Source organism: Burkholderia sp. PAMC 26561 (genome assembly GCF_001557535.2).
Classification (GTDB): Bacteria; Pseudomonadota; Gammaproteobacteria; order Burkholderiales; family Burkholderiaceae; genus Caballeronia.
The window spans coordinates 103,999-125,246 of record NZ_CP014310.1; the positions used below are offsets into that span (position 1 = coordinate 103,999).

The following is a 21,248-nucleotide window of genomic DNA, read 5'->3' on the forward strand; positions in this document are numbered from 1 at the left end:
CATCGATCAGATCATTCAGTCCTCTCTTAAGGCGCTACTCGCGAGCGATAAGATTTCGCGGCTGTCCGAATGGCTATATTGGCCGATCAAGCGACGAACATGATAGTCGCGAGAAGGTCCGTTACCTCACTGAAGCCGGCGTTCGAATGTCCGCCTGAGAGCACGGTAAAATGCCCGTAGGCCGAAAAGTCTCGTGCGATGGCGCATAAATCGACTGGCCAGGGACGATTTCGACTTCGATTCAACCGTCGCGTTTCCACAGCAGCTCGGAGATCGGTTGCCGCGCGGCAGCCTGCCCATAGGCAATTTTCCGGCACACTACGGGCATCTTCGCTCAGCCTCACATTCCATGCCCCATTCGTTTAAGCCTACCGCCGAGCAACACGCGGTCGTAGATGCGGTCCTTGGCGGAGGCGACCTGAAGATCAAGGCCTATGCCGGCGCGGGAAAGACTTCGACGCTACGGCTGGTCGCCGATCATCTCGCGGATAGGCGCGGCAGCTATCTCGCCTTCAACAAGGAAATTGCCCAGCACGCTCGCCGCAGCTTTCCGTCGAATGTCAGCGCACGCACGGTGCATTCGCTCGCGTATGCATCCGTAGCGCCCGCCTTGACCGCGCGCGCGAATCTCCCGACTGAACCTCCGCACGAATTGGCTGCTCGCTATGGGATCGGAGCGATACAGGTGCCCACCATCACCGGCAAAACCGTCGAAGTCACACCGTTCGAACTTGGTCGAATGGTCGCCGACGGCCTGGGCAGGTTTTGCCGCTCGGCGCAGCTGCGACCCGAGGCTTCCCACATCCCTGTTGATGAAAAGGTTCATGAAACGGCGGCCGACTGGCTGCGCGAATCGTTGCTTCCCTGCGTCGTACGGCTGTGGAATGAAAGCACCGATCCACGCGGCCGTAGCGCCATTGCACCGGACGTCTATCTAAAAGTCTGGGCGCAGACAAAACCGCGTATCGATGCGGATTTCATCCTGTTCGACGAGGCACAGGACAGCGATGGCGTAATGCTCTCGGTGCTTGGCCTCCAGCGCCATGCGCAGATCATCTACGTCGGTGATCCCTACCAGCAAATTTATGAATGGCGTGGCGCGGTCAATGCAATGGCTCAGATCGACGCGCCCGAGTGTGCGCTAACCGAATCCTTCCGGTTCGGGCCTACGTTCGCAGCACTCGCTCGCCGTATTCTGTCGCTGCTTGGCGAGCGCACGCCCATTCTCGGCCAGGATGTCATCGGGTCGATCATGGTGGAGGATCCGAGTGTCTCACCGCCCGTCGATGCCATTTTGTGTCGCAAGAATGTGACGGCGATCTGGCAATTGGCCGCGGGCATCGAAGCGGGTCACAAGCCCGCAATCCGTATGAGCCCGACCGAGATCGTGGCGTTCGCTGACGGCGCTGACCAGTTGCTGGCCGGCAAGCGAGCTTTCCGGCCAGCGGCATTTTCGCTGTTCGAAACGTGGAAGGACGCTCAATCGTTTGCTCAAACCGCGGTCGGGCGCGACTTACAACCGATCGTACGAATCGTCGACGAGTGTGGCACCGACTATCTGCGTGCGTTGGCACGACGGGTTACGCCCGAGGCAGACGCCGACTACGTTATATCGACCGTGCACCGCGCCAAGGGGCTGCAATGGAAACGGGTGAAGGTCGCCAACGATTTTCGCTTCAAGACCGTTGACGGGCACTTGACGTTAGACGAGGACGAGATGCGCCTGCTATACGTAGCCGTGACCCGCGCACAGCATGTGCTGGACATCTCCGAGCTGCGCGAAGAGCTTTTACGGCTGTTCAACTCGCGTCGGTGAACACACCGGCATGCTCCGCGCCAGCGTGGCTCTCAATGCCGTCGTTTTGTGCTGCTGTGGTGAGCGCCACGGCCATACCTTCACCAATACCGCGGTTCAAACAGCGTCCACTGGGGTTGCTTCAGGAAACGAAAAACGAAGCACGATAGCGACAAAACGACCGTCGCAAATCGACCCACATTAGGTAGTCCGTCCCGCTTTCTTCGATACTGGTGGGATTGGCAGCTCGCTGACTGGACTACCCCCGTAAACCGCAGCAGATCACAGGAAAATGTCTGCGTGGACATGAAAGCGCTTCGCGAGTCGCTTGGCTACGTCCTTACTGATTACGCGCTTGCCGCTCAGGATCTCCGAGATACGGTTTTGCGGTGCGCAGTCGTCGAGGTCGGCTTGCGTCAGATTTCGCTGTTCCATGAGGAATCGCAGCACTTCGCGCGGCTCCGCGTCAGGAATCTCAATGTGTTCGTCTTCATACGCTTTCACCTGAGTGGCGATCAGGTCGAGTACCTCGGCGAGCGGATGCGCTTCGTCGTCGCCGACTTCGTTTAGCAGCTCGTCGATGTACTCGATGGCCTTAACGTAATCGGCCTCGGTGCGCACGGCCGTGGCGCTGCCGATCAGCTCCTTGAACGGAAGCCATGCCTTCAGGATGGCGCTTGGTTCTGCAATGGCGTTCATCACTTTTTCTCCTTCCATTTGTCTGTGTCGTATTCGGCATGCGTCAAGACGTTTCGAACAAACACCTTGTGCGTGTTGTAGTGAATCGCGGCGATCAGTCGATACTTGTTCCCGCCGATGTCGAAGACCGTATGCGGCTTCACGTAGTCCGCCGCGCCGAAGGTCGCCTTCAGGTCGTTAAGATCCTTAAAATTCCTATCCTGCATGACCCTGAGCCAAGCCCGTAGCGGCGGCTCAGCGTCCGGGTGCTTCGTCCAGAAAGCTATGAGTGGTGGTTTGGAAATTATGTGCATGACAGTACTATATCCCACTTTGGGATGTTTTCAAGCAGATCGAGCACTCTTCCAGCATGAGACCGTCGCTCGTGGCATCCCTTCCGCGCCCGCTGAAAATCTGACGTAGCGCTAGATCAGGGCTGGGGCGGGACTGGGCAACCTCTACGGCGGCTACCTATGGTCATCCGGAACGGCGGCGCTGGCGGTCTCGCGTCGGGCGACTGTGCTGCCGTGAACTGTTCGAACACCGCGCACGGCTGTCGGGCGTGGAGCGCACACTTCAAACCATAGTGACCGAAGCGGCCACCGACAGTAAGCGGAACGCAACCGACAAGATCGACGCCAGGCTGTGCCGACTCGATAACATTGGGCGTGGGGATCTGAAAGAACGTGATTGGCGCATTTTCCCCGGTCAAATTGCCTACCCACGCCTCTCGATTAGAACGCCGTTACTTGGGCTCGCATCGCTGCGGGCTGGCGAATCCACGTGACCGAAGAGAGGAACTGGTTGCTCATTATACATAAAAGAAGTTATCACTTAGTTATCCTAATAATATTGACGGTGGTCAGGGACGTCACATCGCGACAGAGGTAGCTCCATTCGGTCGAACATTGTTTTCTATTTTAGTTGGGGCGCTGGGCGGTCACGCTCTGTGGGAGTTTCTGGCGCCCAATTCGTCGCCTCGCATAAGCGTGCGTTCCTTCCGATTTCATAGTTGGTCAAAAACCTGGGGCCTCGTAAATTCGCTTAACGCATAGCCGCTTTCGAGCAGATTGAATGCTCCTTCACGACCCACTGCGGCCGATCGTCTCAGCACGACGTATAGGGCAGCTTTCCAGGTACAACGGACATTCGTTCTATCGCGCCGGAAGGGGGTTGCTGCATCCACAACTCAGACGGATTCTGTTGGAATTCCTATGTTGTTCAAGTGCCCGCCACCTAAGGGAGGAGAAAGAAAAGGGCGCCCCTTTAAAAACGCAACGAATGCTCGCAATGCCGCAGATTGGTGACGACGGCTCGGAAAGTAGATATAAAGCGCGTCCATCGGGGACGACCATGCTGGCAGGACCCGCGACAGGGTTCCTGCATTAAGGAAGCCGGACACGCATGCAGCCGGCGCATTGACGATTCCCATCCCCCTTAGCGTTAGCGCGATCTGCGAGGAGAGATCGTGAACGATTGTCGCCATTGGCGGGACGATTTGCACGATCTCTCCAGCGGATTGTATCGTCCACGGTATGGTTAATCCGGTAATCTGACTGCGACACATCACGGCGCGATGATCGAGCAAATCATTGGGAAGATTCGGCCTTTCTCGGCCACGAAAATATGCAGGTGAGGCGACGAGAACCGCTTCCGACCCGGGCGCGACCGGGACGGCCACCATGTCCTTCTCAAGGCAGTTGCCATAGCGCAATCCTGCGTCATAGCCCTGTTTGACGATGTCGATCAGGCGCGCTTCGACTGCGATCTCAAGATCCACATCTGGATAAGCATTCTGGAAAGACATCAGCACGGGAGCGATGTGCAGGTCGAAGGGCGCGCGCGGCATCGTGAGGCGCAAAGGGCCAGACGGCCGGCCGCCCCGGCCCGATGCCTCCTCCGCGGCTCGCCTCAATTCCGACAGGGCGGGTCCTGCCGCGCGCAGATAGTCGTTGCCTACGTCAGTCAAAGATAAGCTTCGGGTCGAACGGCGGAAGAGCGGTGTGCCCAGCCGCTCTTCAAGATTCCTGATCGCCTGGCTGATCGCAGATGGCGAAATGCCAAGGCGCCTAGCTGCTGCGGAAAAGCTGCCAGCCTCCGCCACCGCGACGAATACGGCCACACCTTCAAAAGTATCCTTTTGTCGCACTGAACCACCTTTAAGTTTCGCTTCAAGCCTTATGCACGATCAGAGGGCTAATGGCATAAATACGATCGCCATATGATTGCGCATGCCTAAAATTAAACACTCCGCCACCGCTCCGCTTATGCAGATCATGTCCGCTGCCGGGCCGACGCTGAGCCGCCGGTCCGTCCTCGCTAGGATGGGGGTCGCCTCAATTGTAGGCGTTGTTTCGATGTCGGGCGCGGCATGGAGCGCGCCTTCCTCTACGCTGGCTTCGCGCACGTTCAGCACGCCGCGCCACAGTACGCACTATCTCGAGTCCGGGCCTGCCAACGGACCGCTGATGATGTTCCTCCACGGTTGGCCTCAGCTCAGCCTGATATGGCGCGCTCAGATGGCCGCGTTCGCCGCCGAGGGTTGGTACTGCGTTGCGCCCGACATGCGCGGCTACGGCGGTTCTTCCGCGCCGTCAGCCAGCGACGCCTACACTAACGAGCAGGTCGTCGCGGACATGGCGGAGTTGCATGACCACCTCGGCGGCAAGCCCGCAATCTGGGTAGGTCACGACTGGGGCAGTGTCATTGTTAGTTCGATGGTCGCGCATGAGCCTCAGCGAAGCCGTGGCGCCGTGTTGGTCTCGGTGCCGTATTTCCCCGACGCGAACGCCTTGCCAACGCTCGTCCCGCTGGTCGACCGAACGATCTATCCGGCCGATAAGTATCCTGATGGTCAATGGGACTATTACCGCTATTACACAAAACACTTCGACTCGGCTGTCGCCGATCTGGATGCCGACAAGGCCGCATCCCTTGCGTCGATTTACCGACGCGGCGACCCCGCCAGCATGGGCAAGCCCACGCCAAATGCGCTGGTCACTAGCAAGGGAGGTCGTTTCGGCGCCGCACACCAAGCACCTCCGACAGAACCTGATGTTGCCCTCTGGCCGGCAGCAGACTTCGCCGTGCTGGTGAGCACGTTCGAGGCTCACGGCTTCCGCGCCCCCTGTGCGTGGTACCTGAACGACGACGCCAATATTGCATACGCCCACAAGGCACCGAATAACGGGCACATCTCGCAGCCAGTTCTATTCATCAACGGCGATCTCGATACGATCAACACCATCAACGGAAATCGTTCGGGCGACCCGATGCGCGCAGCCTGCGCAGACCTGACCATAACAAATCTGCGCGGTGCGCATTGGCTGCCGATAGAACGCAAGCAGGAACTCGTTCGGGAGATCCAAGCATGGCTTCAAAGCAAGAAGCTTTGACAGCGGCGAGGAGCCATGGATCGCCCCAGACGCTCGGTAAAGGGCTCGTCATAATCGGCGTTGGCTATCAATGGCTGTACAACGGCCTCAATTTCCTGGCGTTCAAGGTGGGCGGCGAAGCGTTTCACCCGTTGATGCTAGCTGCGCTGCGGTTCGGTATTGCAGCGATCCTAATTTCGCCATTCGCGGCGTGGCGGTGGCGTCGTCGCCCGGCATCGGCTCCGGAACTCGCAGGCGCCGCGGTGTTGGGCCCGGTCATGCTGATCGGCAGCCAGACGCTTGCGATCTGGGGAACGCATTTCCTGCCCGCTGGCGTCGCATCGGTTTTCGGATCCGCTGCGCCGGTATTTCTCGCGCTCTTCGCATGGGTTTTCTTTCGAGAGACACCTGGCGCGAGACAGCTTATGGGTATTGGATTGGGCCTGATCGGTCTGGCCGCGATGGGCTTACTGTCGTCGTCCGGGAATGGCTTCCGCCCGATCGGTGCCGTGATGACGCTCACCGCTTCAGCGCTGTGGGCTGCGGGGTCGCTCGGAACATCGCGCTTGCAGCTGCCCAGCGACCCGGCGATCGGACTGGCTGCTCAACTCCTGCCGACGGGCATCATACTAGCGCTGATCGTCTGGTTCACCGGTATAAGTGCGTCGTTGCATCCGTCGACGGTACCGCTTCGCGCATGGGGCGTCCTCGCCTTTCTCGTCGTCGCAAGCACGCTGATCGGATATGCCGTGTTTCTCGCACTGAGCCGAAGCGCATCGTCATTGCTGGCCAACAGCTTCAACTACGTCGCTCCCGTGATTGCACTGGTCCTGTCCGCCTGTTTTCTGAAAGAGCCCGTGGGCTTGGGTAAGCTGATCGCCGCCAGCATCACTCTTGCCGGCGTGGCGCTTATGGTAGGAACCCGAGCAAAGATTGCACCTTCGTCGTGCAGCACTATTACACCGCCGCACTCCGCCACGAGCCGCTGCGGTGGACGGACCTGATATAGGGGCCGCGCAAAGATGAACCGAGCACAGTTGTAAGTGTTGTAGGTTCCAGCGACGGAGTAAGAGCCATTCTCGGAGGCGCGGTCATCCTGTCAGGGTCTTCTGGCTTGTTGGCCAAACCTACAGGCGGTTTTCACTGCGGCGGCGGGCATTTCCTCGCACTTTTGGTGACTACATCCAACATGGCGTTGCTTCAACGCCCGCAATTGAAAGCCTTTTTCGTCATCGCACACGAGGGCACCCCTGATCTAGCCTACCCCTCACTTTGCCGGGTGCTTACAGACAATCACGAAGGAATACGATCGTGAGGGAAGGGCTTGTGTCATCTGGGACGAATGCTCACGATCGCGAGTCAGGTGTCTACCTGGGCCGCTGACATGGCGCCGACACTTCCCGACCAAGTGAATCCGCCGTTCGTCGGGCCGCTTGTTCATGCACCGGGCGGCGCGAATGTACTCGTGCTTACGCTGCCCCATACCCGGATAAAGGCGCTTCCGCAATGCATGAGACACCATCGGTGGATTGCTTGATGCAGCTTTCTGGCGGTCTTCAGTGCGCAAAACCGTAGCGCTTGACGCGTGTTTCTGTAGAACATCCGATGCGCTTAGCTGCTTGTGTGCGACCGTGGAACGATAACAACAATTTGATCGTCTAATCAAAGTCATGACAAGCGACTGACTGCTTTCCCGAGTGCTACGGACGCTCGAATGTCCAACTGCGTCTTCCAGTGAACGTCGCTTCTTGACCGTCCTCCGCCCGCCGCTGAACCGGGTCGCTCACGGCACGTTAGATTCACAGCGCGGCAGGGATCACCGCGTATGTTCAAAAAAACAACTCAAGGAAGTTTGCGCTTGCCCAGACTTATCGCCCGATTTCCGGAGTGCCTATCGCCAACTTCAATCGTTGAGCTTGGTCCAGATGAAAGATGAAGGACGGGCGAAATCGGACCAGGAGCATCTTCAGTTCCACGCTCGTCGTAGACCGAATGAACGTATCCACGTTTTTGACCAAATGCTGAAGGCAGACGACCTCCCGATCAAGGTACGCTTCGTCGAATCCACTCGTCTCGACTTCGTTAAGCCTCGCAAGGTCGTCAACGCTCTGTTTCATTAGTGCTTCGCTCGTCGCACTTCGTTGCAGGTTTGCCGCCAGTCTCTGCGTCAGTGCGATGATCTCCTGATTGACCTGCGCATGTTCCGTAACGATCCGCGTTGCTAAGGCCTGCACGCTCCTGGACTGGGTTCTGCGCAACGCAAACTCTCCTGCCGAAATTTCCGCCTGATTCGCCACGAAAACGACGCCGGCAATTTGTCCATCGGTCAGACGTTCCCCTTGCCCAAACGCGTGACTTATCCATGCGAGACCGAAAAGCAGCACGGCGGCAGTGCGTTTGCCTTTCATCCTTGCTCCCATCTGACGTCGTCCTTGAGCGACCGCCACCGCACGTAATGCGAATTTTGCGGCGTTCGTCGCATTCCACGCTGTCCAATTTACCCCAAAACCGTCCTGGTCTTGACTGGCAAATCGATTCGCGCGACAGGTTCCACAAAGCACATGCAAAGTATGCGATCGGCCGTGACTGCCGCAACCGCCCCTCTTCGGCCCTTTGGTTCAACGCCACATCAAGGGCAGTTTCCGAGGTACAGCGGGCACTCGCTCAATCACGCAGCACGGGCCAAGTCCATCATTCGGGCCCGGCTGACTACCCGACTTTCCGGGCTACCAATAGGCTGCAAATACCACACCAGCGTGAGAATGCCGATCAGCCAGGCCCATGGCTGATCGGCACGTGGCTCGCAAAAGAAGCGCATTAGCCGGGCCGCTTGCGTCGAAATATCGATCGAGGAAACATGTGAAGAGCCCGGCCCAATGCTGGCGTGGGCCTAGAAGGCGCTCTTTATAACGCCTCCGTCGGCACGCAACGCAGCTCCCGTCGTGGCCGACGAAAGCGGACTGGCGATATAGGCCACGAGCGACGCGATTTCCTGCGGCGAACCAAATCGCTTGATGAGCGATGTCGGACGGACCTTCTCGAAGAACTCCTTTTCGAACGCTTCAAACGATTTGCCGTCGGCCTTTGCGAGGGTCTCCACGAATTCGCCCACTCCCCGCGATTTCGTTGGCCCCGGCAGCACGCTATTGACTGTGATGCCCGTGCCGGCGACGGCTTCGGCGAGGCCGCGCGAGACTGCCAGTTGCGCGGTTTTGGTCATCCCGTAGTGGATCATTTCAGCTGGAATCTGCACCCCGCTTTCGCTCGAAATGAATATGATGCGCCCCCAGTTGGCCTGCCTCATCGCCGGCAAAAACAGGCGGGCGAGACGTACTCCGCTCAAGACATTGACGTCGAAGAACCGCTTCCAGTCCGCGTCGGGGATCTCTTCAAATGGCTTGGGCTCGAAAATGCCTAGGTTGTTCACCAGAATTTCAACGTCGGGATAGCGTCGCGCGAGCTCTTCTGCTGAAGCTGCCGTACTGAGGTCGCCCGCAAATCCCTGCACGTCGTTGCCCGTCTCCGCTTTCAGCTGCGCGACCACGTCATTCACAGATGACTGGGAGCGGCCGTTCACGATCACACGAGCGCCCTCCTGAGCCAACGTGCTGGCGATAGCGAAACCGATGCCGGCGGTGCTTCCGCTCACCAGTGCAAGTTTGCCTGTCAGATTCAGGTCCACAAGTGATTTCCTTTCAATAGATGAATGAAAAATGGCAACATCGGATCTTGAACGTCGGATGCCGCCAGGAGGTTCACGTACGTGTAATCGATGCGCCACCATCGACCAGTGAGGCGGTGCCGGTCACGAAAGACGAATCGTCCGATGCGAGATACAGCACCGAACGCGCCAGTTCTTCTGGCTTTGCGACGCGCTTGAGTGCATGCAGCCCGGTGACAAACGCCTGCGATTCGCTGCTGTCGTTCATGCCGCGATACATCTCTGTGTCCACCGCGCCCGGCAACACCGCGTTGACGCGCACGCCTTGCGCGCCGTATTCGGCGGCGAGGGCCTGCGTCAAGCCGATGAGTCCGGCCTTACTCGCCGCGTAGGCCGCGGTGCCAGGGAACGCGAACGAATAACCGACGAACGTCGACGTGAAGATGATCGATCCGCCACCGTGCTTCAGCATTTCGGGAATCTGATGCTTCGCTCCCAGAAAGGCACTGGTCAGATTGGTCGCAAGCGCGGCGTTCCAGCCAGCTTCGGAAATGCCGGTGGTCGGGCCCATCTCGCCCAGGGTACCGGCGTTGTTGTAGGCGATGTCCAGACGGCCGAAGCGGCTTACGGCGAGTGCGACCAGCGCCTTCGCGAAGTCCTCTGATTGCACATCGCCGGCCAGATATGCGGCTTCGCCGCCTTCGCTGACTATCTCCGCGGCGAGCGTTTCAAGTTCCGCCGCGCGGCGCGCCGCAATGACCACCTTGGCGCCTTCCTTCGCGAACAGCTTTGCAGTCGCGCGGCCAATTCCCGAACTGGCACCCGTCACGATGGCGACTTTTCCCGTCAAGCGTTGCATGTTTTATCTCCTGATGCATTGGGTCGGCCAGTGCCCTATGCCTTGGCCGTGAAAGCAATATAGGCTTCAGTCCTGATGGCGGAAAGGCCTAAAACATGGTCCTATCAGTCAGTTTTTGCGAATGATTGGAGGGTGGCATGGACCGCCTGCGCGCCTTCGAGGTTTTCGTCACGGTGGTGAGCCGAAGTGGCTTTGCGCGCGCAGCGGATGCGCTCGGCACCTCGCCCGCCAACGTGACCCGTTACGTGAACGAACTGGAAGCGCATCTGGGCACGCGCCTCTTGAATCGCACGTCACGCACGCTGTCCCTGACCGAGGGCGGCGAGACGCTTTACGCCCGTTGCAAGTCCATCCTCGACGATGTCGCTGACACAGAGGGGCTTGTGTCATCCGCGTCGGTCGAACCGCGTGGACGCCTGGCCATGCTTGAACAGCGGCGTGACGCGTTCTATTCAAAACATTTGGATGATTATTATGATTCAGGATCAGGACGACAACCAAGCGGACAACCAGATGGCGCATCCGGTGGATATGCACCGGGCAAAGCACGAGCACTCGGCGAACGCGACGCCGGCGACGGACGTGTTCGCGGCGATGGACGACTACATGAATTCGACAGAAGCGCCGGAGTCGGATCTCGAGTCGATCCACGGCTCGACGCCAGATTCCCACGCGGCCCCGGATCGGGAAGCCTCGGCGGCCTCCCGCCCGATTCCCGGCGCGACATCCCCGGCGGATCCCGCGGAACTATTCCCGAACACCGGCAGCATGGCGCTCTCCCAGATTCCGAAGGAACGCCGTCCCCGGCCTTCAACGGTATGCGAGGTATGTCCGGGTCCCTGTGGACCGCTTCGCCCCACGACGTGCAGTGCTGGTGCCGGATCATGCACTTCACGAGCTGGAGCACGAACGCACCGTACCAACGGATAGCATGCGACGGAATCGCCATCGCGAGCGACCAGGCGTAAGGGCAACCGGTCGACGCGCCGATAGCGTGCTGTCGCAGCGTATGCGCGACGAGCGCGAACGGGCCGCGCAGCGTTCCGCCGGCGACGAATACTCGGTCATTCGCGCGAACCTGGAACCACGTCGACTGCTTGCTGAGCTGTCGCACTCCCACGGCGTGCGGCCGGAGAAATACGGAATCACGGTGGGCCACGATGGTGCGAGTCGAATCCGCGCTGGTGCCCGGCGTTTGAACGTCTCGGATTTCTTGACCAAGGAACTGCACCTGCCCTGGCGCGACGCATCCGAGATCCTTAGCGGTTCGTATCAGCGTCAGATGTCGGGCGCTGCCCTCCCCTTAGCCCGCGAGCTTCCACGTGCCGCACTCTGGCGCGAGTACACGATCGACCGGGACGTTTTCCGGCGCGCGCGCCAGGACGCCATGGCGACGCAGCAATCCAGCGAACAATCACGCCGCGCTCAAATCAAGCAGACTTTCAATGTCGCTCGCGACGCGGCACGCAACCATCTTGATTTGCGGCCGTCCGGCCGGCGCGCGCTGGCGTCGATCGCCCGAATGACCAAGGCAGACGCAGAACAGACGTTGCGCGGTCAGATCCAACTCGAGCGCGAAGGGTTGAAAGCGAAGTATGGTCAGCGTCACGGCGCGACCTTTGGTGAGTTCCTGCAGGCGCGCGCGCAAGCCGGCGACACCCGCGCATTGGTCGAGCTGCGCCGGATGCGTCCCACGATCTCGGAAGCACCTCAACCTGAAGAGAATTGGATCATATCGGCTGGCGAAGAGCACGCGCGCCCGAAGCGTCAAGCGTCCACAGGAGAGGACGCAGAAGATCCGAGCGGATCAGGCTACGACAACCAAATCATTTACCGGGCGCCGTACTTGAGCTACGAAGTGCATCGGGACGGCGCCGTGACCTATCGGCACGACGGGCGCAGCGTGGTTCGGGATCACGGCCTCGCGGTACGCGTGCTGCAAACGGATCGTGCTGCAGTTGAAGCGGCTTTGCGCCTCGCGCACGCCAAGTTCGGACCGGCACTCAAGCTGCAAGGGCCGGTCGAAATGCAACGGGAAGCCGCGAAAGTCGCGGCAGAAGCGGGCTTGTATGTCGAGTTCTCCGACAATTCTCTTAACGACATCATGCAAGCACGGCGTGTCGAGCTGATCGGCGATCGCGCGGCGGCTGTTGAGACGCGAACGCAAGATCGGTCACGCGTGCGCGATATCCCGGTAGCATCGCAGCCGGTAGCGCCTGATCGTGCCCCAGGTCCCATTCAAGACCCGGATCCGGTGCCGGATGGCGACTTACGTCCGCCCAGTCCCTTTGCGCCATCGTTATAAGGGTTTGGTTGGCACACTAGATTACCCGGCTGGCGCTCCTGGTACGTTTACCGTCGCGCTTGCCAGCGGCACTGGCTGCATTGTTCGCTGGTGATCGTCCCGCAGTTTCTCAAACCGAATTTTTTGGTCACTCAAAAATTTATCGCGACTCCATTCACCGTTGATTGACGGTAGCGGAGGAAGGTTCGCGTGCTGCCGAAGTAGTTTCGCTATTCGCACGAATTCCAAACCCATTGCAGCATACCCGTGCCGTCGTTCCCAAAAAAAGCTTGCATATTCAGGCGGGTCGTCATAATCGCCCGCGTTTGAGATCTTGCGATTTAGTGTTTCAATTTGATATGGCAAACTCAAGATTTCATACATTAAATTGGATGGTAGCGACTTCCAATTAACATTAAGCGTGAGGGGATCGAAGTCAGGCGTCTTGACGGTTGTTTGATAAATTCCGCCCTCTCCAGCGGGTTGCCCATAACTTGTGCCGTCATCACCTACGACTGCAACACAACCATCGACAAACCGATCTAGATGTGAAACGACAAGAATTGCCAAATAGGTAGTTTCTTTTTCCGATAAAGCAACCTCTTTCATTCGCTCCCGTTTGGAAGTTAGCGATCCTCCTAACCAAACTCCGCCTAGTCCCGATAATGCGGGTATCAATGTTGGTATGACATTCCAATCCAAGTGCATGACTATTTCCTCGTAATACGGCTAGCAACAACGTAAATTTACGTTTCTTGGGACTTTAATTTCAGCCAATACGTGTACTGTGATTCGCGTTCAAGTCGACAAGAGCCTAAATGCACTTGCTCGTACTCGTGGATCGAACGGTGGCGATCTCGTCGAGCGTGTTTCCATATTAGACAATTTTGGCACTGAACCCGGCGGGATGTTACGCGGACGTGGCTCGGTCCAGTATTAACCTATTTTCGGTCTGGCGTGCCCTCCACATGCGTTTGAGCAATGGAGGGATGAATCGTGCACAAGGAGCGCCTAGTGGGCGCGACCCTGACGGCATAGCCGTCGGGGTTTCAAAAGGGGACACCCCTTTTGGCACCATATGTTCGGGAAAAAGTGCGAAGCATTTTTTGTCGAACATATGCAACGTGCCTCCGTTAATCCTGAAATTTCAACTAATACTCATAATTCCGCAATAGCACTCCAAAGTCCTTCAAACTACTGCGCATCTACTTTTCTTATCCTCAAAAGTACTGCAAAATTACCGCAATAACGCTATCTCGTGCTTCAAACGACAACATCCAGAGCCGATATGACAGACGACCTGAAAACCGCACTTCTCGCACTCTCGCGCGAGTCGGATAAGCGCTCCGTCACCGCGCGTGTGGCCGAGCATTTCGTTGAAATTGAGGGAGCCCTGAGCGCAGGCGTTCAGAGAACCGCCGTGCTCGAAACGCTAACCCGTTACGGCATTGCGTTAAGCCTAAAAAACTTCGATAACATCCTTTACCGACTTCGAAAAAAACAGGCTGCTAATCCGACGGAGAAGAAAGATCCCATTCCTCTATACACAGCCACAAGAACGTCCGAATTAAAAAGCATGGCTCACACAACATCGCAAGAACAAAGCGACGCTTCGCTTCGCCAAACAAAACTAGCGTTGAAACGCTACCGGAGGACTGGATGACCGCTAAGTTGACGCCTGCTCAGTTTCGTCTGCTCTCGCCTAAACAAAGTAGAGCAAAAATCGACGCTGAAACTGCACAATTTTTTCCAAATCGATTTAAGCCAAACGCTGGCGATTCTTAATCCATCATTGCAGTGCGCCCATAACTACGCTAAAAAGCGGTCTGCAATGGAAGCTTGTATAAACATGGAGTATGGATTTAAATATTTTGCCAATTAAAAAAGCGCTGACCCTCTTGTGGTTCAGCGCTTTTTGTTGCATTCACTTGCAGCGTCAAGCTAATGCTATGCAGCAAACACCACTTCAACATGGCCCGGTTTGGTCGAACGGCGTGCCGGGCCGACAACGATTTTTACGTCACGCCCAAGTTTGGCGAGACATTCGAGCATCTTCGCTTCACTAACACCACGGAATTGACCGCGCAGCAAATTGGACAGCTTGGGTTGTGTCATGCCCAGCACTTCCGCTGCTTGCTGTTGCGTCCATCGGCGGCCCTTGATGATCTCGCCAATCTTTGAGGCGAGTTGCGCCTTGACTAGCATTTCCTCCGCATCGGCCAATCCTAAGTCTGTATAGACATTGCCGCTGCTTTCTTCGTAGTCGGTCATTTCCTTTCCTTGGCAAGTTCTTCCGCGATCTTGAGTCTATCTCTGATCAGGTCCATATCCGGCTTCGGTGTCGCGATTCCGTGGGTCGCTTTCTTTTGAAAGCAATGCAGCACATACACCGCGTCGGCAAAACGCACCGTGTAGACCGCCCGGTAAGTCCCGCCTTCCGCCGATTCGACCACTTCAAGTACTCCCGCAGAACCAAATCCCTTGAGCGCCTTCGCGTCCACGTGTTTAAGACCTATCTGGGCCTGATGCAGCGCGAATCCAAAAGTGTCTTGTACGACTTCGGGCATCGCTTTCAGGTCTTTCTTGGAAGACGCGATCCAGCGCAGAGTCTTGATGTTTTCCATACCGTTCATTATATACAAATGGGTATAAATCACAAGCTCATCGACGCTCGGCTGACGAAAAATAAGACGCATCCGAATTTCTTCGGATGCGCCCCGTGATCCCTACGCTTGGACTCCCCGCTCAATCCAGAATTTCTTCATCTTCCGGGGCCGTTAGTTCATCGCTCTGGTACTCGTCGGGAGCACCGTCCGACGTATCCCGCTTCACCAGCACTTCCGGAAGCCTGCCGGTACCGGCAAGGTGAAGCTCGGCGGTCGCTGCGGCATCGCCCTTCTTCATCGCAGCGAGCAGCGTAGCGGCTTCAGGGGAAACCGCCGTCGATACGACTTCCGCAATTCGCGCCTTCGATACGTGGTTCAAATAGCTACTCTGCGTCGGCGCCCAGCACTTGGTCATATCGACTTCGAGCAAGTCAGCGAGTGCGTTGACGGGGTGCGCGGCTTCGGTGCCGGTGACGCTATCGAGCGTCGAAGCCACACAGAATGCAAACAGGTTCACGCACCCCGGTATCAACCTCCTGGCGCTTGACCCTTACCAACAGGGTCTGCGGCACGCACCCGATCTTGGGCGCAATTGACTCCACCGCAGCCCAAAGCGGCGGGTACTCTCCGCGGTGCTCCTGCACCATGCGCACGGCGCGCTCACGGGACTCAGGTGAAAACTTGTTCGACTTGTTCATGGCTCCATCTTCTCAGAGGTTGGAGCCTCCTCAAAATCCGGGGCGGTTCACTTTGAACGACAGGCAAAAAATGGAGCGCGGCGACGTGGTTCCCACACATGCAACCTCGCGTGCGGGAGCCGCCAGGCTCTCGCACACTTGGCGCATCGCGCCACTGTTCAAGGGTGGGTGAGCGGAAAGCGATTGGTTTGTAACTGGGTCGGTCCCGCGTCAGCCTAATTTTCGCGTTTTCAAATTTCGCGTTCTGGCATCCGCGATCCGGTGTACGATACTGTATGGATATACAGTGCTTGCTATGAACGCCCTACCGAAAGACATCGAATCGCTACACCCAAGTCTTTGGCGAGGGACGCAATTGGCGCGTGCCCATGGGCGTACCGTGGACACGGGTTACGCAGCGCTATCAGCCGAGCTGCCTGGCGGCGGCTGGCCGTTGGGAACCATGACCGAGCTGCTTTTACAGCAGCCGGGGATCGGCGAAATGCGCCTGCTGGGTCCTGCCATGGCGGCGGTATCGGATAAGCGCTCGATTGCACTGATCGCCCCGCAGCAGATCCCCAATGCGCACGGTTACGCCTTTATGGGCATTGATCCAGGCAAGCTCATGTGGCTGAAGGCAGCTAAATCATCCGATGCGCTGTGGAGCGCGGAGCAGATCCTGAGAGCAGGCAGCTGCGGTGCACTCGTGCTCTGGCAGCAACATATTCGCGCCGAGTCGCTCAGGCGCCTGCTGCTGGCGGCACAGAGTTCCGAGATGCTGTTTGTCGTCATGCGACCGCTGGCGCGTGCCCAGGACTCGTCGCCGGCGCCCCTTAGACTTGCTGTTCGGGGCGTCGCTGAAGGCATCGCCGTCGAACTGATTAAGCGGAAAGGCCCCGCTGCGCCGGCGCCGATTATGGTCAAACTCTCTCCGTCGCCCAACTTGATCAGCGAGCATCGTCGCGTTCAACGGCGCACGGTCGAACTGCCCGTGCCTGCGGTCGAGCACGCCGCGGTCACTGAATAACGCGATGGGGATCGATGCCATGGCCAAAGCCCTCCCTGAGTTTGCGCCACTGAGCCTGAAGGAACTACGTTCGCTTTGGAAGAAGTACCGAGGCAACGAAGATATCGAGCGGCTCGTGTTGGAAGTTCAGTTCAGCCGGGGTGTGATCAACGAAGTCGACAGTTATTTCAAATCAATTCATCAGGCATGGCGGCAAGAGAATCTAGGTGAATTGGTCGCGCTCGAAAAATTACGGCTTTTGTTGGTCAAGCAGCACCTGCGGCAGACCGTCCTCGCCGAGATCAAGCCGGCGCCCAAGGGAACGAAGCCATCTGAGCCACCCGAGCCCGAACCTGCATTGGTCGACTGACGGGGGCCCATGACGCACATCGAGGCGGGTTCGATAAATGTTGGAACTACAACGACTTATGGGCTTTCAAGTGATGTTGTCCACAACGCTGTCCACAAATTGTGTGGACAACATCGTGGGCTCGGTATCGTGGCGAGAGTCAGTCAGTGATTGCGTACGTGTCGCGATCCTGGCCCGCGATCCAGCGAGGGGGCTTGCCGCGACCGCTCCAGGTCGCGCCTGATACGGGATCACGGTATTTCGCAGCGACAGGCGCCGATTGCTTCCGCGGGCCGCGGCTACTGCGTGGCTCGAGGTCTTCGGGCTTGACTTCGTATAGGGCCATTTGCTCGCGGATCCATTCGATCGCGTCACCCGCTCCGCGTTTCTCAATTCTTCAATCTGCTTTTCCAGTGCTTCACGCTGCGCAAGCAGGGCGCGGTAGCCAGTGTTCGTCATGTGGGTCGTGTTTTCTTCTATGATTAGTGATGTGAGTTCGACCGATCATGGCTCCGGCCGTTCCAAAAACGAAGATACGGCAAAGCAGTTACGTGCGCCGCTCTGTGCCGATTGTACTTTGACCAGGCCGTGTGACGGCGAAGCGCAATCGACCCTTGGACGATTCGACATTAGGTCAGGACAAAAATTAAAATGAGCACGCAACTAAGCAATCGGTGCAGGACATCCCTATACCGTGTGATATTCGGTAAGCCCAACAGTAACGACGAACGCATCGTCTTCCTGATGGCCGGCAGCCGAGAAGCTGCGTCCAAGCGGGCAACATCTGTACTTGCGGCGCTCTTTGACATCGAGCCGCTCGAAGTCTATCTGTACAACCTCGCGTCCTTCGTCGACCTGGTCGATTCGGGCGTGAGCGACGACGAAGACCTTCGTATTTTCGAACTGGGTTGGAAGGGACCCATGGTCAGTGTATGGGCTGAACACCCCCTGTTCCTCACCGACGATTCATCGCTCCTTGGCAAGTGGGCCGAACTCTACGCGGACCTCGCCAGCGCGACGGCAGTGGAAGCAATCAGACGCGCTCGTTCTTGAACTTATCCCGCAGCCACGCTGCTGTTAACTTCACTCGGTGAACCTAGTCGGCCTTCTGAATGGAGGTTCGGGCGGCGGTCAGAGCGTCTACGATCACCGAACGTATTCGCGGTTCTCCTCGGCTCAAGCTGCGAGCCGATACTCGTAATACGGCTGATGACGATCGTCGAGAATGGCGTACTGAGCCGCCAGGTTGGCCGGGTCTGGATTGAGCCATGCGTTTAATGTTATCGGGCTTGATCGGCACGATACAGCGGTCGTGTCCAGCGAGCGCGATTTCCGCAGGGGGATCGTCGGTGACGGCAGCAAACGACAACAGGTCCGGCTTACCCTTGCCTGTCCAGTTCGACCACAGGCACGCGATCAACATGTCCTGCGGCGGATTGGCTTGAACTCGAGGACGAGGTTTTCTTCTTTCTCGCCTTCAGCCAACTCACGAGCCTCGACACGGTGACGCGGTACGTTTTCATAAAACGCGCTCACTAGCATCACGCCATGTGTGTATCCGAAGAGCCCCTTCCAGAACCCTTCGAGGTTGTCTCGTCTCGCGTTGTACGTTCCGGGGTACTTGGTGTCGTAGAACGCCGGCTTGCCGGCGGGACGACATTGATAACGCATTGGCTTCACCACAAGCTGACCATTTTCGACAACCATCACCGGCGCGTATTGGCCAGGAAAGATCCGTGAGTCACGGTCCTTCAGCTCAGTCCGGTTGAAGTCCTCCAGCTTGCCACGGATCCAAGCGATCTTATCGGTCGCAATCCGCTGGCTTTCGGTCGCCGCTTTGGTGGTCTTTGTCAGCAGCGTACGCTCGGCGTCGGCTAAGCGCGTGCGCTGTTTGAACAGGTCCTCTTCGAGCTTCGCCGTTTGCTCGGCAGAGAACTCGACGATCGCTTCTTTGATGCGCGCCTCTGCATCCGTTTGCGGCATCAGGAAAGGCGCTTCCATGGCCTTCGGGATTTTCGACTTGCTGCCGCTTCGACGGTCCCAAAACAGTCGAAAGAATTCATCGATGTCGATGTCCGCGCCATACACGTGCACATACTTGCGATAGTCCGCGGTGATCTGAGCCGAGTAACACATGACGAATGCTCTCCATCTCTTGTTCGTGAACCATGATACCCGCGTGGCCAGCGCTGGTCGAAGAGGTGATCACCCTTCTCCACCGACAAGACCTATCGCACAATCGGAAGTGCTGCCCAGTCGGACGTGTAGGCGGGACTGCGCCTGTCCTGATTCATGTGCCATGTTCTGCGCTGCTCAACGGCGCCGACCTTCAATGTCCCACGTCCGTACTTGTCGTTGATCGCATCAAGTGCAACCATCATCTTCGCCTGCCGGCTGGCATCACGACCGAAGAGCTCACCTTGCTCAATTGAGATCGATTGCAACTCGTGAAGCAGCACCCCGGCCTTTGCATACCGAAAACCCTCCCGATATATCTGACGCAGCCCGAACAATGCCGAGTCGACCAGCGTCAGGGTGTCCGACGTCGGTGAAACGAGCGGAACATTGATGGCACGGCTGTATTGCGGGTCGTCGCGCTTGAACGGACTCGTGCGAATGAAAACCTGAACCTGATTGGCGTGCAACGCTTGGCGACGCAATCGCTCGGCCGCGGTCGCGACAAATTGCGTGACGGCCTGCGTCAGCTCATCGAGTGTATAGACGACATGACCGAAGCTGCGTGAGCAAAGCACTTGCTTCTGCGGTTGCCCCGCATCTTCAAATCCATAGCAGGCGATGCCGTTCAGCTCGAGCAAAGTCCGCTCGAGCACGACAGAAAACTGCTTGCGGATGAACGATGGGCTCACGCGTTTAAATTGCAGCACCGTTTCGACACCCATCTCATGCAGACGCGCGCCGATCTTGCGGCCTACGCCCCAGACCTCGCCAACGTCTACGCTCGCAAAGATGTTGTCGCGCTCGTCGGGCGTCAGCACGCCGATGTCACATACACCATGCCAGAGGCGCCCCACATTCTTCTTCGCGATGTGGTTCGCCATTTTCGCGAGCGTTTTCGTGGGACCGATGCCAATGCGCGTGGGAATACCGATCCACTGCAGCACCTGGGCGCGTATCTGAAGGCCATAGGTCGTCAGGTCACAGCGAAATCCGCCCAGGTCGAGAAAACATTCATCGATCGAATAGATCTCTTGGACGGGCGAATACTGGCCGATCAATGACATCATGCGGTCGCTGAGATCAGCATACAGGGCGTAGTTAGAGCTGAGTGCGATAAGGCCGTTGGTGCGCTCGAGGTCGCGAATCTGAAAATACGGCTGCCCCATTCCCACTTTCAAATCTTTGGCTTCTTGTGATCTCGCGACTGCGCACCCATCATTGTTGCTGAGTACGACGACAGGTTTTCCGACGAGCGACGGCTTGAAACATCGTTCGCAGGAGACATAAAAGTTATTGCCGTCGATAAGGGCAAAGGTGGTCATCGACGTTTCTGCGGATGCAGCAGCTGACGCAAATTCCACGTGACCACGCCCCACACGCTAATCGCCTGCCCTTCGACAAACGTGATCGGGGGATAGAGGGGGTTCGCCGCATGCAAACGGACGACACCCGAGCGTTTGTACAAGCGCTTGACCGTGAACTCGTCGTCGACGCAGGCAAGGACCACACGACCATGGACCGGCTCAATCGAGCGGTCAACGATCAGCCGGTCGCCGTCAAAGATCCTCGCATCAATCATCGAGTCCCCTTCAACCTGGAACAGGAACGTTGCGATCGGGTTGAGCACCAGCACGTCATTGAGATCAATACGCTTTTGCGTGTGATCCTGCGCCGGGCTGGGAAACCCTGCCGGCACCTTTGCTAGCACTTCGATGAGAAATGAGCCTGCGGCGGCGTCGGTAATCGGGATCGGGCGGCTCATGGACAGACAACACTGTATG

22 protein-coding genes and 2 pseudogenes are annotated in these 21,248 nt (G+C 57.8%); 9 read left to right on the forward strand and 15 right to left on the reverse strand.

The annotated features are described in order from the left end of the window. Nucleotides 1-349 precede the first annotated feature (349 nt). Nucleotides 350-1,816: an AAA family ATPase gene (locus tag AXG89_RS30990; RefSeq protein ID WP_062174335.1), complete on the forward strand. Its 1,467-nt coding sequence runs from the start codon at nt 350-352 to the stop codon at nt 1,814-1,816. 261 nt (nt 1,817-2,077) lie between these two features. Here AXG89_RS30990 and AXG89_RS30995 read toward each other — a convergent pair whose 3' ends face one another. The 3 genes from AXG89_RS30995 to AXG89_RS31005 form a co-directional block, all read right to left on the reverse strand. Further along, entirely contained in the window at nt 2,078-2,494 is a 417-nt protein-coding gene (locus AXG89_RS30995; protein ID WP_062174337.1) for a helix-turn-helix domain-containing protein, read from the reverse strand. Then, nucleotides 2,494-2,700: a type II toxin-antitoxin system HigB family toxin gene (locus tag AXG89_RS31000; protein ID WP_335672004.1), complete on the reverse strand. Its 207-nt coding sequence runs from the start codon at nt 2,698-2,700 to the stop codon at nt 2,494-2,496. Before AXG89_RS31000 ends, AXG89_RS30995 begins: the two co-directional genes overlap by 1 nt. 962 nt (nt 2,701-3,662) lie before the next feature. Then, nucleotides 3,663-4,622 carry a LysR family transcriptional regulator gene (locus AXG89_RS31005; RefSeq protein ID WP_069638474.1) on the reverse strand — a complete coding sequence of 320 codons (960 nt, stop codon included), beginning with the start codon at nt 4,620-4,622 and terminating at the stop codon, nt 3,663-3,665. A gap of 208 nt (nt 4,623-4,830) precedes the next feature. Between AXG89_RS31005 and AXG89_RS31010 the strand changes: the two genes are divergently transcribed. Together AXG89_RS31010 and AXG89_RS31015 are read left to right on the forward strand one after the other, a co-directional pair. Beyond that, on the forward strand, nt 4,831-5,868 hold the full coding sequence (locus tag AXG89_RS31010) for an alpha/beta hydrolase (protein ID WP_062174342.1): 1,038 nt from the start codon (nt 4,831-4,833) through the stop codon (nt 5,866-5,868). Next, nucleotides 5,844-6,851, forward strand: a complete 1,008-nt coding sequence (locus AXG89_RS31015; protein WP_062174344.1) for a DMT family transporter — start codon at nt 5,844-5,846, stop codon at nt 6,849-6,851. Before AXG89_RS31010 ends, AXG89_RS31015 begins: the two co-directional genes overlap by 25 nt. 864 nt (nt 6,852-7,715) lie before the next feature. On the opposite strand, the gene AXG89_RS31020 is transcribed toward AXG89_RS31015, so the two are convergent. The 3 genes from AXG89_RS31020 to AXG89_RS31030 form a co-directional block, all read right to left on the reverse strand. Next, entirely contained in the window at nt 7,716-8,294 is a 579-nt protein-coding gene (locus AXG89_RS31020) for a DUF4142 domain-containing protein (protein WP_335672005.1), read from the reverse strand. A gap of 443 nt (nt 8,295-8,737) precedes the next feature. Beyond that, the gene (locus AXG89_RS31025; protein ID WP_062174346.1) at nt 8,738-9,529 is read right to left on the reverse strand and encodes an SDR family NAD(P)-dependent oxidoreductase; all 792 of its coding nucleotides are present in this window, start codon (nt 9,527-9,529) and stop codon (nt 8,738-8,740) included. A 73-nt stretch (nt 9,530-9,602) separates the two neighbouring features. Continuing rightward, nucleotides 9,603-10,367, reverse strand: a complete 765-nt coding sequence (locus tag AXG89_RS31030) for an SDR family oxidoreductase (protein WP_062174348.1) — start codon at nt 10,365-10,367, stop codon at nt 9,603-9,605. A 137-nt stretch (nt 10,368-10,504) separates the two neighbouring features. Between AXG89_RS31030 and AXG89_RS43725 the strand changes: the two genes are divergently transcribed. Continuing rightward, the gene (locus tag AXG89_RS43725; RefSeq protein ID WP_062174350.1) at nt 10,505-11,335 is read left to right on the forward strand and encodes a LysR family transcriptional regulator; all 831 of its coding nucleotides are present in this window, start codon (nt 10,505-10,507) and stop codon (nt 11,333-11,335) included. Then, nucleotides 11,299-12,672 carry an LPD7 domain-containing protein gene (locus AXG89_RS31040; RefSeq protein ID WP_162916161.1) on the forward strand — a complete coding sequence of 458 codons (1,374 nt, stop codon included), beginning with the start codon at nt 11,299-11,301 and terminating at the stop codon, nt 12,670-12,672. The genes AXG89_RS43725 and AXG89_RS31040 overlap by 37 nt, the downstream gene beginning before the upstream one ends. Nucleotides 12,673-12,693: 21 nt before the next feature. On the opposite strand, the gene AXG89_RS31045 is transcribed toward AXG89_RS31040, so the two are convergent. Then, the gene (locus tag AXG89_RS31045; protein WP_062174013.1) at nt 12,694-13,260 is read right to left on the reverse strand and encodes a hypothetical protein; all 567 of its coding nucleotides are present in this window, start codon (nt 13,258-13,260) and stop codon (nt 12,694-12,696) included. 679 nt (nt 13,261-13,939) lie between these two features. Between AXG89_RS31045 and AXG89_RS31050 the strand changes: the two genes are divergently transcribed. Beyond that, a complete protein-coding gene (locus AXG89_RS31050; RefSeq protein ID WP_062174354.1) occupies nt 13,940-14,314 on the forward strand; it encodes a hypothetical protein in 375 nt (124 codons plus the stop codon). A gap of 284 nt (nt 14,315-14,598) precedes the next feature. Here the strand turns inward: AXG89_RS31050 and AXG89_RS31055 are convergent, their stop codons facing one another. From AXG89_RS31055 to AXG89_RS31070, 4 genes and pseudogenes are all read right to left on the reverse strand, one after another. Then, nucleotides 14,599-14,922, reverse strand: coding sequence for a helix-turn-helix domain-containing protein (locus AXG89_RS31055; protein WP_062174010.1), 324 nt, complete (start codon nt 14,920-14,922; stop codon nt 14,599-14,601). Then, entirely contained in the window at nt 14,919-15,275 is a 357-nt protein-coding gene (locus AXG89_RS31060) for a type II toxin-antitoxin system RelE/ParE family toxin (RefSeq protein ID WP_062174144.1), read from the reverse strand. Before AXG89_RS31060 ends, AXG89_RS31055 begins: the two co-directional genes overlap by 4 nt. Before the next feature lie 121 nt (nt 15,276-15,396). Continuing rightward, nucleotides 15,397-15,774 (reverse strand): hypothetical protein, encoded by a 378-nt coding sequence (locus AXG89_RS31065; protein WP_144029411.1) that lies wholly within the window; start codon nt 15,772-15,774, stop codon nt 15,397-15,399. Continuing rightward, a pseudogene (locus tag AXG89_RS31070) lies at nt 15,764-15,955 on the reverse strand (IS3 family transposase); the annotation flags it as partial. The pseudogene AXG89_RS31070 and the gene AXG89_RS31065, both read right to left, overlap by 11 nt. 295 nt (nt 15,956-16,250) lie before the next feature. On the opposite strand from AXG89_RS31070, the gene imuA reads away from it, so the two are divergent. After that, the gene (imuA, locus tag AXG89_RS31075; protein ID WP_062174358.1) at nt 16,251-16,961 is read left to right on the forward strand and encodes a translesion DNA synthesis-associated protein ImuA; all 711 of its coding nucleotides are present in this window, start codon (nt 16,251-16,253) and stop codon (nt 16,959-16,961) included. 19 nt (nt 16,962-16,980) lie between these two features. Then, on the forward strand, nt 16,981-17,310 hold the full coding sequence (locus AXG89_RS31080) for a hypothetical protein (RefSeq protein ID WP_144029410.1): 330 nt from the start codon (nt 16,981-16,983) through the stop codon (nt 17,308-17,310). A gap of 139 nt (nt 17,311-17,449) precedes the next feature. Here AXG89_RS31080 and AXG89_RS43730 read toward each other — a convergent pair whose 3' ends face one another. After that, nucleotides 17,450-17,635: an H-NS histone family protein gene (locus AXG89_RS43730; protein ID WP_119024728.1), complete on the reverse strand. Its 186-nt coding sequence runs from the start codon at nt 17,633-17,635 to the stop codon at nt 17,450-17,452. A gap of 305 nt (nt 17,636-17,940) precedes the next feature. On the opposite strand from AXG89_RS43730, the gene AXG89_RS31090 reads away from it, so the two are divergent. Beyond that, on the forward strand, nt 17,941-18,342 hold the full coding sequence (locus tag AXG89_RS31090) for a hypothetical protein (RefSeq protein WP_069638450.1): 402 nt from the start codon (nt 17,941-17,943) through the stop codon (nt 18,340-18,342). A gap of 123 nt (nt 18,343-18,465) precedes the next feature. Here AXG89_RS31090 and AXG89_RS31095 read toward each other — a convergent pair. From AXG89_RS31095 to AXG89_RS31105, 3 genes and pseudogenes are all read right to left on the reverse strand, one after another. Beyond that, nucleotides 18,466-19,425 (reverse strand): annotated as a pseudogene (locus tag AXG89_RS31095) (SOS response-associated peptidase family protein). Between the two features lie 92 nt (nt 19,426-19,517). Beyond that, complete coding sequence (locus AXG89_RS31100; RefSeq protein WP_062174364.1) at nt 19,518-20,789, reverse strand: Y-family DNA polymerase; 1,272 nt, start codon at nt 20,787-20,789, stop codon at nt 19,518-19,520. Beyond that, nucleotides 20,786-21,229, reverse strand: a complete 444-nt coding sequence (locus tag AXG89_RS31105) for a LexA family protein (RefSeq protein ID WP_062174367.1) — start codon at nt 21,227-21,229, stop codon at nt 20,786-20,788. The genes AXG89_RS31100 and AXG89_RS31105 overlap by 4 nt, the downstream gene beginning before the upstream one ends. Between the last annotated feature and the right edge of the window lie 19 nt (nt 21,230-21,248).

Excerpts from the sequence above, each read along its gene's own strand:
- AXG89_RS30990 (WP_062174335.1), top strand. The coding sequence starts at position 350 with ATGCCCCATTCGTTTAAGCCTACCGCCGAGCAACACGCGGTCGTAGAT.
- AXG89_RS30995 (WP_062174337.1), bottom strand. The coding sequence starts at position 2,494 with ATGAACGCCATTGCAGAACCAAGCGCCATCCTGAAGGCATGGCTTCCG.
- AXG89_RS31000 (WP_335672004.1), bottom strand. The coding sequence starts at position 2,700 with ATGCAGGATAGGAATTTTAAGGATCTTAACGACCTGAAGGCGACCTTC.
- AXG89_RS31010 (WP_062174342.1), top strand. The coding sequence starts at position 4,831 with ATGTCGGGCGCGGCATGGAGCGCGCCTTCCTCTACGCTGGCTTCGCGC.
- AXG89_RS31015 (WP_062174344.1), top strand. The coding sequence starts at position 5,844 with ATGGCTTCAAAGCAAGAAGCTTTGACAGCGGCGAGGAGCCATGGATCG.
- AXG89_RS31030 (WP_062174348.1), bottom strand. The coding sequence starts at position 10,367 with ATGCAACGCTTGACGGGAAAAGTCGCCATCGTGACGGGTGCCAGTTCG.
- AXG89_RS43725 (WP_062174350.1), top strand. The coding sequence starts at position 10,505 with ATGGACCGCCTGCGCGCCTTCGAGGTTTTCGTCACGGTGGTGAGCCGA.
- AXG89_RS31040 (WP_162916161.1), top strand. The coding sequence starts at position 11,299 with ATGCGACGGAATCGCCATCGCGAGCGACCAGGCGTAAGGGCAACCGGT.
- AXG89_RS31045 (WP_062174013.1), bottom strand. The coding sequence starts at position 13,260 with ATGAAAGAGGTTGCTTTATCGGAAAAAGAAACTACCTATTTGGCAATT.
- AXG89_RS31050 (WP_062174354.1), top strand. The coding sequence starts at position 13,940 with ATGACAGACGACCTGAAAACCGCACTTCTCGCACTCTCGCGCGAGTCG.
- AXG89_RS31055 (WP_062174010.1), bottom strand. The coding sequence starts at position 14,922 with ATGACCGACTACGAAGAAAGCAGCGGCAATGTCTATACAGACTTAGGA.
- AXG89_RS31060 (WP_062174144.1), bottom strand. The coding sequence starts at position 15,275 with ATGGAAAACATCAAGACTCTGCGCTGGATCGCGTCTTCCAAGAAAGAC.
- imuA (WP_062174358.1), top strand. The coding sequence starts at position 16,251 with ATGAACGCCCTACCGAAAGACATCGAATCGCTACACCCAAGTCTTTGG.
- AXG89_RS31080 (WP_144029410.1), top strand. The coding sequence starts at position 16,981 with ATGGCCAAAGCCCTCCCTGAGTTTGCGCCACTGAGCCTGAAGGAACTA.
- AXG89_RS43730 (WP_119024728.1), bottom strand. The coding sequence starts at position 17,635 with ATGGCCCTATACGAAGTCAAGCCCGAAGACCTCGAGCCACGCAGTAGC.
- AXG89_RS31090 (WP_069638450.1), top strand. The coding sequence starts at position 17,941 with ATGAGCACGCAACTAAGCAATCGGTGCAGGACATCCCTATACCGTGTG.
- AXG89_RS31100 (WP_062174364.1), bottom strand. The coding sequence starts at position 20,789 with ATGACCACCTTTGCCCTTATCGACGGCAATAACTTTTATGTCTCCTGC.
- AXG89_RS31105 (WP_062174367.1), bottom strand. The coding sequence starts at position 21,229 with ATGAGCCGCCCGATCCCGATTACCGACGCCGCCGCAGGCTCATTTCTC.